This is a genomic window from Blautia sp. AF19-13LB (assembly GCF_003479105.1).
GTDB classification, from domain to species: domain Bacteria; phylum Bacillota; class Clostridia; order Lachnospirales; family Lachnospiraceae; genus Fusicatenibacter; species Fusicatenibacter saccharivorans.
This window is the reverse complement of the sequence record NZ_QUGO01000004.1, coordinates 157874-171836: the sequence shown is the minus strand read 5'-3', so window position 1 is coordinate 171836 and position 13963 is coordinate 157874. Positions and strand designations below refer to the sequence as shown.

At 51.0% G+C, this 13963-nt stretch carries 10 protein-coding genes; 1 reads left to right on the top strand and 9 read right to left on the bottom strand.

The annotated features are described in order from the left end of the window. Positions 1 to 67: 67 nt before the first annotated feature. On the bottom strand, positions 68 to 4657 hold the full coding sequence (locus tag DWX32_RS05850) for a PolC-type DNA polymerase III (protein WP_022462662.1): 4590 nt from the start codon (positions 4655 to 4657) through the stop codon (positions 68 to 70). Positions 4658 to 4677: 20 nt separating this feature from the next. Further along, a complete protein-coding gene (gene ispG / locus DWX32_RS05845) occupies positions 4678 to 5733 on the bottom strand; it encodes a flavodoxin-dependent (E)-4-hydroxy-3-methylbut-2-enyl-diphosphate synthase (RefSeq protein WP_117509872.1) in 1056 nt (351 codons plus the stop codon). A 168-nt stretch (positions 5734 to 5901) separates the two neighbouring features. On the opposite strand from ispG, the gene DWX32_RS05840 reads away from it, so the two are divergent. Further along, a complete protein-coding gene (locus DWX32_RS05840) occupies positions 5902 to 6489 on the top strand; it encodes an AAA family ATPase (protein WP_117802383.1) in 588 nt (195 codons plus the stop codon). An 81-nt stretch (positions 6490 to 6570) separates the two neighbouring features. Here DWX32_RS05840 and DWX32_RS05835 read toward each other — a convergent pair whose 3' ends face one another. The 7 genes from DWX32_RS05835 to DWX32_RS05805 form a co-directional block, all read right to left on the bottom strand. After that, positions 6571 to 6924 (bottom strand): hypothetical protein, encoded by a 354-nt coding sequence (locus DWX32_RS05835; RefSeq protein WP_055219923.1) that lies wholly within the window; start codon positions 6922 to 6924, stop codon positions 6571 to 6573. Between the two features lie 3 nt (positions 6925 to 6927). Continuing rightward, positions 6928 to 7929, bottom strand: coding sequence for an ABC transporter ATP-binding protein (locus DWX32_RS05830; RefSeq protein ID WP_022462666.1), 1002 nt, complete (start codon positions 7927 to 7929; stop codon positions 6928 to 6930). Beyond that, the gene (locus DWX32_RS05825) at positions 7929 to 8960 is read right to left on the bottom strand and encodes an ABC transporter ATP-binding protein (RefSeq protein ID WP_118659408.1); all 1032 of its coding nucleotides are present in this window, start codon (positions 8958 to 8960) and stop codon (positions 7929 to 7931) included. Before DWX32_RS05825 ends, DWX32_RS05830 begins: the two co-directional genes overlap by 1 nt. A gap of 18 nt (positions 8961 to 8978) precedes the next feature. Then, the gene (locus DWX32_RS05820) at positions 8979 to 9896 is read right to left on the bottom strand and encodes an ABC transporter permease (protein ID WP_022462668.1); all 918 of its coding nucleotides are present in this window, start codon (positions 9894 to 9896) and stop codon (positions 8979 to 8981) included. A gap of 10 nt (positions 9897 to 9906) precedes the next feature. Further along, positions 9907 to 10863, bottom strand: coding sequence for an ABC transporter permease (locus DWX32_RS05815; RefSeq protein ID WP_117509869.1), 957 nt, complete (start codon positions 10861 to 10863; stop codon positions 9907 to 9909). Between the two features lie 114 nt (positions 10864 to 10977). Further along, the gene (locus tag DWX32_RS05810) at positions 10978 to 12729 is read right to left on the bottom strand and encodes a peptide ABC transporter substrate-binding protein (RefSeq protein ID WP_117802379.1); all 1752 of its coding nucleotides are present in this window, start codon (positions 12727 to 12729) and stop codon (positions 10978 to 10980) included. A gap of 388 nt (positions 12730 to 13117) precedes the next feature. Beyond that, entirely contained in the window at positions 13118 to 13909 is a 792-nt protein-coding gene (locus DWX32_RS05805) for a shikimate kinase (protein ID WP_022462671.1), read from the bottom strand. Positions 13910 to 13963 lie beyond the last annotated feature (54 nt).

The window sequence follows — 13963 nt, the reverse complement described above, 5'->3', positions numbered from 1 at the left end:
TTCTTTTCCACAACGTCTGATTATACCCCAAGACGCACGGGATTGCAACGGAAAGGGGACGCTCCTTTTAATAGTCGAACAGCGAAAACTGGTTGCTTTCGGGCAGATCTCCGAAGACACCGAGGTCCGCCATAAAGTCGATAATCGTCTTGCTGACCTTGGTGCGGTCGCGGAAATCATCTTTCGAGAGGAATTTTCCGTTTCGTGCCGCAAGGACAACGGCGTCGGCCGCCTTGTCGCCCAGACCCTCGATCGAGTCGAGCGCCGGCATCAGATGTTTGTCATCGTAGACCTGGAAGCGGTGCGCCTGTGCCTTATAGAGGTCCACCGGCACGAAATCGAAGCCGCGGGCGTACATTTCCTGGACAATCTTCATATCCTTGACGGTTGCCTGCTCCTTCTGAGTCAGCGTGTCTTTCCGTTTTTCGTAATCTTTCATATAATATTCCAGCCGGTCGCGTCCCATGCACATGAGCTCGTAGGAAAATGCGGACGCACGAATGGAGAAGTACGCCGCATAGTACGCCAGCGGATAGAAAATTTTATAGTAAGCGATGCGGTACGCCATCATGACGTACGCCGCCGCGTGGGCTTTCGGGAACATGTACTTGATCTTTTTACATGACCAGATGTACCAGTCCGGCACGTCATGTGCCTTCATCTCCTCTTCCCACTCCGGTTTTAAGCCCTTTCCTTTTCGCACACTCTCCATGATCGTAAAGGAAAGCTCACTTTCGAGTCCCTTGTCGATCAGGTAGATCATGATATCGTCTCGGGTACAGATGGCGGTGGAAATCGTCGCCTTGCCCTCCTCGATCAATGTCTGCGCATTGCCGAGCCATACGTCGGTTCCGTGCGACAGACCAGAGATACGGATCAGGTCAGAGAACGACTGCGGCTTCGTGTCCAGAAGCATCTGGATAACGAAATCGGTACCGAACTCCGGCACGCCAAGACATCCAAGCGGGCAGCCGCCGATGTCCTCCGGCTTGATGCCGAGCGCCTCGGTGCTCTTGAACAGCGACATGACCTCCGGGTTATCGAGCGGAATCGTCTGCGCATCAAGGTGCGTGATATCCTCGAGCATACGGATCATGGTCGGATCATCGTGTCCGAGAATGTCGAGCTTTAAGAGGTTGGCATCAATGGAGTGGTAATCGAAATGGGTCGTAATGATGTCGGTTGTCATATCGTTCGCCGGATGCTGCACCGGGGTGAAGGAGTTGATATCCTCACCGAACGGCAGAACGATGATACCGCCCGGGTGCTGGCCGGTGGTACGGCGGATGCCGGTGCATCCTTCCACGATCCGGTCGATCTCGCAGTTCCGTTTGTGCTGGCCGCGCTCTTCGTAATAGTTCTTCACGTAACCGAACGCTGTTTTATCCGCCAGCGTACCGATGGTTCCCGCACGGAACGTCTGACCGGCGCCGAAAATAACCTCTGTGTATTTGTGCGCCTTACTCTGGTAATCACCGGAGAAGTTCAGGTCGATATCCGGCTCTTTGTTTCCCTTGAATCCAAGGAACGTCTCGAACGGGATATCAAATCCCGCTTTTTTCAGCGGCTTGCCGCAGTTCGGGCAGACGGCGTCCGGCATATCGCATCCGGCGCGCCCGACGTACTCTTTGACGCGCGGTGAATCGAACTCGCTGTAATGGCACGACTCGCAGTAGTAATGCGGGCTCAACGGGTTTACCTCCGTGATTCCCGCCATCGTCGCAACGAACGAGGAACCGACGGAACCACGCGATCCTACGAGGTAGCCGTCCTCGTTCGACTTCCACACTAGTTTCTGTGCGATGATGTACATAACGGCGTATCCGTTGGAAATAATGGAGTTCAGCTCCCGTTCGAGGCGCGCGGAAACGATCTCCGGCAGCTCCTCGCCGTAGATTTCATGCGCGCGGTCGTAACAGATTCTCCGCAGTGTCTTGTCGGAATCCTCGATGACCGGCGGAAATTTTCCGGCACGGATCGGGGAGATTTTCTCGACAAGGTCGGAGATTTTGCGCGGATTGGTGATGACGACCTCCTCCGCTTTCTCACTTCCGAGATACGAAAACTCTTCAAGCATCTCCTCGGTAGTGCGCAGGAACAGCGGTGCCTGCTCATCCGCGTCGTCAAAACCTTTTCCGGTCATGATGATGCGGCGGTAGATCTCGTCCTGCGGATCCATGAAGTGGACGTCGCACGTTGCCACAACAGGCTTATGGAACTGCTCGCCAAGTTTGACGATGCGCCTGTTGATCTCTTTTAAATCCTCCTCGCTCTCTACGGCAGAAACGTCCTCTTTTTTGATCATGAACGCGTTGTTGCCGATCGGCTGGATTTCCAGATAATCGTAGAAGTCCACGAGACGCGCAATCGCCGCATCCGGTTCACCGCGCAGGATTGCCTGGTAGAGTTCGCCCGCCTCGCAGGCAGATCCGATCATCAGACCGTCCTGGTATTTCAGGTAGACGCTCTTTGGCAGCTTCGGCCGGCGGTTGTAGTATTTCAGGTGGGATTCCGACACGAGGCGGTACAGATTGACACGTCCCGTCTCGTTCTTTGCCAGAATGATCGCATGGTACGATGGAAGCTTGCGCACAGCCTCCTCCGATACTTTTCCCTGCGCATTCAGGTCATCCAGAGTCAGAATATTGCGCTCCTCCAGCATTTTTACGAATTTCACGAAAATTTCCGCCGTACAGCCGGCATCGTCCACCGCACGGTGATGGTTTTCCAACGATACGCCGACCGCCTTCGCAACGGTATCCAGCTTGAAACGGTTGAGGCCCGGCAGCAGGAAACGCGCCATGGCGACGGTGTCCGCCGTTGTAAATTCCCGCTCGATCCCCTGCAGGACGCAGTTGTGCTCGATAAAGCTCATATCGAACGAAGCATTGTGGGCAACCATAACGGCTCCCTCACTGAACTCCAGGAATTTCGGCAGCACCGTTTCGATGTCCGGCGCGTCAAGAACCATGTTGTCGTTGATGCCGGTCAGGTTCTCAATCCGGAACGGGATCGGGACTTTCGGGTTGACGAAGGTGGAAAACTTATCGACAATCGCTCCGTTTTCCACACGGACGGCACCGATCTCAATGATTTTGTTGACAACCGGGGAAAATCCCGTCGTCTCGATATCAAACACAACGTAGCTTCCGTGGATGTCCTGTCCTTTGCTGTTGACAACGATATCTTTCAAGTCGTCGACGAGATAAGCCTCCATGCCGTAGATGACCTTGAACGGAGCCGAAACTTTTTTCAGCTCATCTTTTGTCGCATCCGGGTGCTCTGCCTGGTATTTTTTCCGGTAAGCGCCGTCGATCGCCTCGATCGCATGGTTTGCCTCCGGGAAGGACTGCACCACGCCGTGGTCAGTGATCGCGATCGCCGGATGGCCCCACTCGTAGGCACGCTGTACCAGACGGGCAGCATCGGTGACACCGTCCATATCGCTCATCTTTGTATGACAGTGCAGCTCCACACGCTTCACCGGACTCGTATCCTGACGGCCGGTACGGAAATCGGTGATCTTCTTGATGCCCCAGACAGACATAACCGTCAGATCGTGGTCAAATGCATCAACCGTCGTTTTTCCTTTTACTTTAATGAACGCGCCTTTTTTGATCGCATCCTTTAATTCCGGCACTTCCGCGTTCTGGACGAAAATCTTGACGCCGATGGTATCCGTAAAGTCGGTGATCGTGAACATGAAAATCGTACGCTCATTCCGGATCTCGCGCATATCCACACTCTGGACTCTTCCTCGGATGACAACATCACCGATCTCATCGCCGATTTTCAGAATCTCCACGCTCTCATCCTCGAAATCTCTTCCGTACAGCACATCCGGATTGGAGGATTTGCGCGGCTGATTGTCCGCATTCCGGCTGAAACTGCCCTTGCCTTTCTTGAAGGAACCGCGTCCGCCGCCGGAAAAACCTTTTCCCCTTCCGCCGTCTGCTGCTTTTTCTTTTTTCGCCTCGCCGCCCTTGGCTGCTGCGGCTGCTTTTGGCTGTTCGCCTGCTGCCTCCGCCTGCTCTTCCATCCGGTTCTGCTCTTTTTCGCCGAGCATCTCACCGTAATGGGTATGCGCCAGAACGTGGCGCACTTCCTCCCGGATGCGGAGCTCGGAATTTCTCATGGCGCGGCTCTCGCCCTCCGGCTTTCTCATCTCGGTTTCCACGATCAGGTCGAAGCCGCACCGCTCACAGAAGATTTTCTCGAGAATGTGGACCAGCTCCTCCTCGCGCTCCTTTGCCACAACGGAATCCACGAGCACCAGGTGCATTTTGTTCGTCTCCGGGAAGGTAATCTCGGCAGTCGAAAACAGATGATTCAGAAAGACACTGTGGTTTTTCAGCTCGAGCAGGATACTCGGACGGTACACCTCCAGAAAGTTTTCCGGCGTATACTGGCGCGACAGATAGAACCGCTCAATAATCTTCACGCGCAGCGGCACGTTGGAAAAGAGCTGCTCCTCGATCTGGCGCTCCAGCTGATAAATATATTTTTTGTGAATCCACTGATGGCTGACCACATAGATCCGCAGCAGATCTTTTTTCTTATTGATCGATACCCGCGAAACCTCCACGGTATCGAGAAGCTCTGCCATGCCCCCTTCGATTCTCAAATCCGGAAATACTTCCTGAAACTGTTTTTCCATTCCTATTCCTGCTTTCTTTTTTACTTGCCCCAGTGATCCAGCTCGTCCTTTAAGACGGACAGCAGCTCGCTCTCCGGTACTTTTTTCACGATTTCACCTTTTTTAATTAAAATGCCGACGCCTTTTCCGCCTGCAACACCAAGATCCGCCTCTTTTGCCTCGCCCGGTCCGTTGACCACGCAGCCCATGACGGCAACCTTGATATCAAGATCGTAGCCCTGCACCAGTGTTTCCACCTGGTTTGCCAGTCCGATCAGGTCAATCTGGGTCCGTCCGCAGGTCGGACACGATACGACCTCAATGCCGCCTTTTCGAAGTCCCAGGGTCTTTAAGATCCGTTTTGCGGATTTGATTTCCTCGAGCGGATCGCCGGTCAGGGAAACACGGATCGTATCTCCGATGCCCTGATATAAAATAATACCGAGCCCCACTGCCGATTTGATGTTGCCGGAATACAGCGTTCCTGCCTCCGTAATGCCGACATGAAGCGGATGATCCGTCTGGTTCGTGATCAGCTCATGCGCTTTTGCACACATCATCACATCAGACGATTTGATACTGATGACGAGATTGTCATAGCCCATCTCCTCGATGATCCGCACTTTGTCGAGCGCGCTCTCCACCAGGCCCTCTGCCGTTACGCCGTTGTATTTTTCCACCAGCTCTTTTTCGAGTGAACCGCTGTTGACGCCGACGCGGATCGGAATCTGGCGTTCTTTTGCTGCATCTACAACCGCCTGGATCCGGTCGCGGCTGCCGATGTTGCCCGGGTTGATGCGGATTTTATCGGCTCCGTTTTCGATCGCGGCGATCGCCAATCGATAGTCAAAATGAATGTCTGCTACAAGCGGAATCGAGATCTGCTTTTTGATCTCGGACAGCGCCCTGGCTGCCTCCATGGTCGGGACGGCGCATCGGATAATGTCACATCCGGCTTCCGTGAGCGCCTGGATCTGCTTTACGGTTGCCTCCACATCTTCTGTTTTGGTATTCGTCATGGACTGGATCAGAATCGGATTTCCGCCTCCGATGACCCGGTCGCCGATTTTCACAACTCGTGTATTTGCTCTGCTCATTGTCTTTCCTCCATTTATTTTCTCCGTGATGGCATAAAAATCTTATTTTATTATAAGACAATTTTTTCTCTGGCACAACCGTCTTTTCTCTTGCAATTTTTTCCCAAATTTTCTATAATGCTAGGAGTGATTTTTTTTGATTCAACTGGAAAGGAAGACATACAAACGATGAAAAAGATGATCCTCGTAACCTCGCCGCCGGCGTGCGGAAAGACATACATTTCAAAACAGCTCGCCAAGGAGCTGAAACACGTTGTTTATCTCGACAAGGACACGGTCATTCCGCTGTCGAACCGCGTTTTCAAAGCGGGCGGACAGGAAATCAACCGCAGTTCTGATTTCTTCGAGGAGAATATCCGCGATTATGAATATGAAGTAACGGTCAATTTCGGACTGGAAGCACTCGAGTATGACGATATTGTGCTGATCAACGCACCATTCACACGCGAAGTGCATGATGAGAAGTTCCTGAAAAACTTCTCCAAAAAGCTCGCTGACCATGGGGCAAAGCTTGTTGTGATCTGGGTTGTCACAAAACCGGAGATCTGCCACCAGCGCATGATCGACCGCAACTCCGTGCGCGATACGTGGAAGCTGGAGCACTGGGATGAATATGTGAAAACGATCGACTACTCCATCCCGGAAGCACTGAAGAAAATGAGCAGCTGCCTCGATCTGATGCTGTTCTACAATTCTTCGGATGAAGAATATCAGAAATCCATGGAGATGGTTATCTCCCGTCTCGAAGACGAATAACGACTAAACGAAAAAAGAGAATTTTGCCGGACCTCATTTTTACAGTCTGCAAAATTCTCTTTTTATTTATAGAAACTATTTTCACATCCGATACAAAAGATAATCCGCCGCTGCCGCCCACAGCACCCAGGAAACGCAGAGAACTGCGAACACACTCTTATATCCGAGCACGGCAAAGTGGACGCGCCATTTTTCCTTCTGCGTGAATTTCTCCGGGTTTTTGCCTTTTACCATCAGCATTCCGGCGATCACGAACATGCCGAGGGCCGCGATCAGCAGCAGGCCGTCTTTCGCCGCCTCAAGGGCAGCGCGGAACGTGAATCCCCCAAAGAGGAATCCTCCCAGCAGCAGCACAGCTGCCGCAGCGCCGCCGGAGAGCAGGCCGATTGTAAATGCTTTGCCGAGATCACGGCAGATGTTCTTTATCTTTTCCATGTTTTATAATTCCTTATTTTCTTCTAACGCATCGCAGAAATGACATGCCACAAAGTGATTGTTGCCCACGTCTTTTAATTCCGGCATCTGCTGTCGGCAGATGTCTTTTGCGTACTTGCATCTTCCCTGGAATTTGCAGCCCGGCTTCGTGTTGATCGGGCTCGGCACCTCGCCTTCGAGGCGGATTTTTTTGCGGTCGCGCTCTGCCTCTACTTTCGGGTCCGGAATCGGAATCGCGGAGAGCAGTGCCTGTGTGTACGGGTGGCGCGGGTTGGCGTACAGCTCCTCGGATGTCGTCAGCTCGACGAGCGTTCCCAGATACAGAACCGCCACACGGTCGGAAATATGTTTGACCATCGACAGATCATGCGCAACGAAAAGATAGGTCAGACCCATCTTCTTCTGTAAGTCCACAAGCAGGTTGACGATCTGCGCCTGAATCGAAACGTCGAGTGCGGAGATCGGCTCATCGAGAACGATGAACTCCGGCTGCACGGCAAGCGCACGCGCAATACCGATTCGCTGGCGCTGTCCGCCGGAAAACTCGTGCACAAAACGGTTCGCATGCTCGCGGTTCAGTCCGACCAGTTCCAGATATTTGTAGATCATCTCCTGGCGCTCTTTTTTATTCTTCGCCAGATGATGGATATCGATTCCCTCGCCGATGATATCGGCAACTGTCATACGCGGGTCAAGCGATCCATACGGATCCTGAAAGACCATCTGTACCTGTTTTTTGAAGGCAAACCGCTCTTTTCCGTTTAACGCATGGACATCGGTTCCCTTGTAGAGCACCTGTCCGTCGGTCTTGTCATACAGGCCGATGCAGGTACGGCCGCACGTTGTCTTTCCACATCCGGACTCGCCAACCATTCCAAGTGTCTCACCCTTGTAAATTTCGAAGGAGACATCATCCACGGCCTTTAAGGTCGCATGGTTTCCGACCTGAAAATATTTTTTCAGATGGGAAACGGAAAAAAGCACTTCTTTTTCGTTATTTTCCATTACAGTTCTCCTCCTTCCAGATTTGGCATTTCTACTTTTGGTGCCATCGGGTGATGGAGCCAGCAGGCAGCCTTATGCTCGCCGCCGAATTCCGTTGCCTCCGGCATCTCTTCCTTACAGATCGGCATACAGTAGCTGCACCGCGTGCAGAACGGACATCCGACCGGCGGGTTTAAAAGATCCGGCGGAGTTCCCGGAATTGTCGCGAGTTCCTGCTTGTTTTTCAGATCCAGACGCGGTACGGAACGGATCAGCGCCCAGGTATACGGGTGACGCGGACGATAGAAAATATCCTCACACGTTCCGCTTTCCACGATAATACCGGAATACATAACAGCAATCTTCTGTGCGATATTTGCCACAACACCGAGATCATGTGTGATCATGATGACGGACGTCTGATTTTTCTTTTGCAGATTTTTGATAATATCGAGAATCTGTCCCTGAATTGTCACATCGAGCGCGGTCGTCGGCTCGTCACAGATCAGAATTTTCGGATCACAGGCAAATGCAATCGCGATCATAACACGCTGACGCATACCGCCGGAAAATTCGTGCGGATACTGTCTGACACGTTTTTCCGGCTCCGGGATGCCGACCATGCGCAGCATCTCGACAGCCTCCTTTGCCGCTTCCTGTTTTGTCATGTTTTTGTGGCCCATCAGATTTTCCATAATCTGTTTTCCGACACGCATCGTCGGATTTAAGGAAGCCAGCGCATCCTGGAAAATGATTGCACACTCGCCGCCTTTGTAATGCTGCCACTGTTTTTTGTTGTATTTCAGAATATTCTCTCCATTGTAGAGAATTTCACTGTTCTCTTTCATCTCACCCTGCGGCGCCTTGATGAGGCCCATGATGGATTTCGCCGTTACAGATTTTCCGCAGCCGGATTCGCCCACAATTGCGAGCGCCTGACCTTTCTCGAGAGAAAACTGTACACCGCGGACTGCCTTTACTTCACCGGCATAGGTGTGATAAGAGACTCTTAAGTTTTTTACTTCCAGAATCGGATTGTTTTGTTCGTTCATATCGTTATCTCCCACTTATTACTGGCGAAGTCTCGGATCCAGGGCATCGCGCAGGCCGTCTCCCAGAAGGTTGAATGCCATAACGATGATACAGAGCACGAGACATGGGAACAGAAGCTGTGACGGATAGAAATCCATGTTCTGCTGTCCCATCGAAATCAGGACACCAAGGCTGATCGACGGTGCCTTGAGGCCGATGCCGAGGAAGCTAAGACCTGCCTCCGTAAAAATAAACATCGGGATTGCCGTCGCCGTATCCAGAATCAGGATACCCAGCATATTCGGTACATAGTGTTTTAAGATGATGCGGAGCGGTTTTGCACCGAGCACCTCCGCCGCGTAAACGTATTCCGTCTCACGGAGCTGTTTGATCATACCGCGCACCTGACGTGCCGTGTTACACCATGCGGTGACACTAAGCGCGACCAGAAGTGCAAACAGGTTATTTCCAAGAATCATCATGATCAGAATCGTAAGAAGCAGAGACGGAATCGAGTTGATAACCTCGATGATCCGCATCAGAACCTCATCGACCCAGCCGCCGAAATGTGCCATCAGCGCGCCATATACCGTTCCGATGATGAGTTTGATTGCCGTTGCAACGATCGCGATGATCAGTGATGCCCGCGCGCCGACCCAGACTCTTGAGAAGAGGTCACGTCCCAGGTTGTCGGTTCCAAACCAGTATTTTGACGATACGCCCTGGTTTTTCTCGGCGATATTCATGGATACATAATCATATCCTTTGATATGCGGTCCGATGATGACCATGACAAGCAGAATGCCGAGCACAACAAGAGATCCCATTGCGATCGGATTTTTGCGGAGCCGTCTCCAGGCGTCCTGCCAGTAGGAAATGGTCGGGCGGTCAATCCGGTTCGCATCTTCCTCGGTGTATCCTATTACTTTAAATTTTTCCGGTGTTAATGCTGCCATAATATCCTCCTTATCTGCTCTTTCCTGTCAGACTGATTCTCGGGTCAACGACCACGTACAGCAGGTCCGTGATAAAGAGAACACCGATGTAAAGTGCTGCGATAATAACCGTCTCTCCCATGATAATGGAAAGATCCTGGTTATTGACCGCCGTCACATAATACTGTCCGATTCCCGGGATGGAAAAGATGCTCTCGATGAAGAAGGAGCCTGTGATACACATGGCAACCGACATCGGAAGCTGTGTGATAACCGGGATAAACGAGTTCCGAAGGATATGGCGGCGGATAATCTGTCCGCGGCTTAAGCCCTTCGATTCAGCAGTCAGCACGTAATCCTGATTGATCACATCGAGCATCGAGGTTTTCAGCAGACGCGCATACGTTGCGATATAAGAAAAGCATCCTGTCAGGGTCGGAAGAATCGTGTATTCCCATCCTCCGAACCACAGATCCTTTCCCGCAGGCCAGCCGATCGTCGGCAGAACCTTCAGGTTACCTGCGAAAATTTTCTGAAGCATCAGACCAAAGATCAGGTTCGGAATGGAAATCAAGAGGACCGACAGGGCGATCACCATATAGTCCCAGAAGCTTCCCCTCCTCATTGCCGCAAGAATTCCAAGCAACAGACCGATCGTGATACCGGCCAGCACCTGCTGGATACCAAGGCGGGCGGATACCGGAAGACGGTCATGAATCAGCTTCTGTACCGTCTGTCCCGCATAGACAACAGATTCCCCGAACTCTCCCTTGCAGATTCCCTTCATTGTGATCACATAGCGCTCCATCATCGGCTTGTCGAGGCCGTAGCGCTTATAGAGGTTTTCCTTTACGGTCGGCGAGAGCTTGCTCGCACGCTCCGTCAGCGGATCTCCCGGAACCGCTTCCAGAAGGAAAAACGTGGCCGTTGCAATCAGAAACAGTGTGATCAGCATTTCTGCAAAACGGCGCAGTAAATATTTTGGCATAAAAATCCTCTCCCTGTCCGGTCTTTTCCGACCGGAATTTTATTATGATAGCGAAAGAAGAGCCTATTGTTTCATAAGCCCTTCTTCCCTCATTTCTTCTGTTTTGCTGCTTTTTTATTTCTGTACAGATGCTCTGTAAAGCTCCTGGCTTGCGCCGAAGGAGGATGTGTAGAAATCTTTTACCCAGTTCTGATAATAGTAATGTTTATCAGAGTAGTACAGCGGTGCAACACCACAATCCTGTGCAACCAGCAGATCTTCCAGCTTCTGGTAAATCTCAAGGCGTTTTGCGTTGTCGTTCTCTCCGGTCAGAGAATCGATCAGGCTGTCGTACTCGCTGTTGCTATAGAGGCCGTAGGAATCATAAACGCCTGTCTTCATGACGTTCAGGAAATCCAGCGGATCGTTGTAATCGCTGAACCATCCGCCTACAAAGATATCGTAGTTCTTGTTATCGCGCTCGTTTGCAAACATCTGGTAATCGCCAACGGTATTCAGCTCTACCTTTACGCCCAGATTCTGGGAAATGGACTGCTGCAGGTACTCTCTCTCGAGCTGATTCTCGGTAGCAGAACCCTGGGACAGCAGTGTAATGGTGATGTCTTCCGGTTTGTCGGTGATACCAAGCTCATCAAGGCCTTTCTGGAACAGTGCTTTTAACTTGTCTGCATCTCCTGCATACTGCTCATATTCCTCTTTCATGGTCTCCGACGCCTGCTTGCGGTAGGAAGTTCCGTCGAGCGTGATCGCCGGGGAAACGAAGCCGTAAGCTGCGGTGTATCTTCCGTAAACAGCTGATACCATCTCCTCACGGTTGATGGAGTAGGAAATTGCCTTGCGGATGTTTACGTTTTTCATCAGACCAGATTTTCCGCCCTCAGACTGCTCGTAGCACAGAACCATAGTTCCCGGGTACTCGGTGGTCATGGTCTGCATATTGCCTGCTTCTACTTCTTTGTCATATTTTGCAATGTAATCGCCTGCTGCATCGAAAACGTCCAGCTGTCCGTTATCGAACATGGTTGCTGCTGTTGCGTTCTCTGCTACACAGTACCAGTTTACCTGATTCAGTTTTACGTTGTCCTTATCCCAGTACTGGTCATTTTTCACCCATGTCATGGAGTTATCTTCTACCAGGTTGGTCATGGCAAACGGTCCGTTGTAGACACATTTTGTCCAGTCTTTTCCCCACTGGTCTCCGGCTGCCTCTGCGACATCCTGACGGGTCGGGTAAAGCGGAGTTGCTACCAGCTTGGACTGGAAGGTCGGATCCGCTACCTTTAAGGTAACCTCGAAGGTGTAATCGTCCACTGCCTTGATTCCGATCTCATCGGCAGAGCCCTGTCCGTTATAATACTCCTCTGCTCCTACTACGTTGAACAGGAAGAAAGAATAGGAATAGCCGTATTCCGGATTTAACAGACGTTTCCATCCGTACTCATAATCTGCTGCGGTAACCGGCTGTCCGTCGGACCATTTTGCATCCTTTCTCAGATGGAAGGTATAAACCAGTCCGTCGTCGGATACGTCCATGGATTCTGCACCGGCGTACTCGAAACGGTCTCCGTTCTCATCTGCTACGTCACGCATCAGTCCTTCGTAGCACTCTGCCATCATCCAGCGCCATCCCATATCCTGTACATCGAAGTTGTTTCCAAAGGATACCGCGCGAAGATTGATCTGTCCGTCCACTTCACCTGCAGTCTCCGGTGCTGCAGAATCCGCTGCTCCAGTACTGGTTGATGCCGCTGTAGCATTGTCAGCAGTTGCTACCTGTGCCTCTCCGCTGCTTCCGCATCCGGCCAGAAGACCGGCTGCCATGCATCCTGCCAAAAGCAGAGAAACGACTTTGTTTCTTTTTCTCATTGGTGTTCCTCCTTTGTTTTCCGCAGACCCTCCCCAGCTGATCCGGCTATGTCTGCACACGGGCCATTGTTTTTCATATAATTATCCTGAATTTTTTCTCTTATTCGGACAATAGCACGAAATAATACCTTGTTTTTTCACTCTTTTCACGTGATTTTAGCCCAACTTTTATCAGAATATCGAAAAATATCTTTTTTGTCAATCTTTTTTCCTACACATTTTGTATTTTTTAAGTGCGCAACAATTCGGTATCAAAAGGAAAAGAAGGAGGCTGCCGTCGCACACAGCATTCTCCTTCTTCTTTTTCTTTCTTTTTCTTTCTTTTTCTTTCTTTTTCTTTCTTTTTCTTGCTTTTTCTTGCTTCTTCTTTTTCTTTGCTTTTTCTCTTTTATTCCGCTTTTGCATCCATCTGCCGCAGGCTGTGGATCAGCTCCTCACAGATCTCCAGCTCGCTCTTTCCGTCCGTCTCGATGATAATGTCGGCTGCGGCCTCATATTTCTCACGGCGCTTGCTCATCAGATCCGCGATAAACGGAACGGTTTTGTTGTTCTCGATCAGCGGTCTGTCGTGGCTGTCTTTGACACGGTCTAAAATCGTCTCCGGCTTTGCAGTCAGAAGAACAACGCGGCCGTTCTTTTTCATCTCTACAACGTTGCACTCACGCATCGGAGTTCCGCCGCCGCACGAAATGACAACGTTTGTTCTCGACTGCATTTCAATCAGAAGATTCGTCTCGCAGTCACGGAAATACTGTTCGCCGTAAGTCTCAAAAATATCGGAGATGCTCATACCGGCACGCTCTGCGATGATCTGATCCATCTCGATGATATCCATGGCAAACACGGTTTTGAGATAATCGGAAATGGTGCTCTTTCCGGCTCCCATGAAGCCAATCAGTACAATATTATAATTGAACAGCTTTCTTGCCTGAATCTTTTTACTGTTTCTTGTGATGCTCTCGAAAACATCCGCAACTTCGTTTTTATGGCGTTTTTCCTGCATCCGGCGTTCCAGCCATTCCTTCTGTTTTGCTTCCTGCTCCGGCTGGAGAATCGGCACGTTATTTGCTTCTTTATATACCATAATGTCCTCGACAATACGGTTTCTCATCAGCAGCGCATCCAGAATAATCTCATCGCACTGTCCGAGGCTCTCTCGTAATACTTCCAACTGATTCATGTTTTTATCCTTTCCAGACTTGTGTGTACTTGTTCGCACAGCCCTCTTCCGGTA

Bases quoted from the DNA above. Each gene is read 5' to 3' on its own strand.
- DWX32_RS05850 (WP_022462662.1), bottom strand. From the start codon at position 4,657: ATGGAAAAACAGTTTCAGGAAGTATTTCCGGATTTGAGAATCGAAGGG.
- ispG (WP_117509872.1), bottom strand. From the start codon at position 5,733: ATGAGCAGAGCAAATACACGAGTTGTGAAAATCGGCGACCGGGTCATC.
- DWX32_RS05840 (WP_117802383.1), top strand. From the start codon at position 5,902: ATGAAAAAGATGATCCTCGTAACCTCGCCGCCGGCGTGCGGAAAGACA.
- DWX32_RS05835 (WP_055219923.1), bottom strand. From the start codon at position 6,924: ATGGAAAAGATAAAGAACATCTGCCGTGATCTCGGCAAAGCATTTACA.
- DWX32_RS05830 (WP_022462666.1), bottom strand. From the start codon at position 7,929: ATGGAAAATAACGAAAAAGAAGTGCTTTTTTCCGTTTCCCATCTGAAA.
- DWX32_RS05825 (WP_118659408.1), bottom strand. From the start codon at position 8,960: ATGAACGAACAAAACAATCCGATTCTGGAAGTAAAAAACTTAAGAGTC.
- DWX32_RS05820 (WP_022462668.1), bottom strand. From the start codon at position 9,896: ATGGCAGCATTAACACCGGAAAAATTTAAAGTAATAGGATACACCGAG.
- DWX32_RS05815 (WP_117509869.1), bottom strand. From the start codon at position 10,863: ATGCCAAAATATTTACTGCGCCGTTTTGCAGAAATGCTGATCACACTG.
- DWX32_RS05810 (WP_117802379.1), bottom strand. From the start codon at position 12,729: ATGAGAAAAAGAAACAAAGTCGTTTCTCTGCTTTTGGCAGGATGCATG.
- DWX32_RS05805 (WP_022462671.1), bottom strand. From the start codon at position 13,909: ATGAATCAGTTGGAAGTATTACGAGAGAGCCTCGGACAGTGCGATGAG.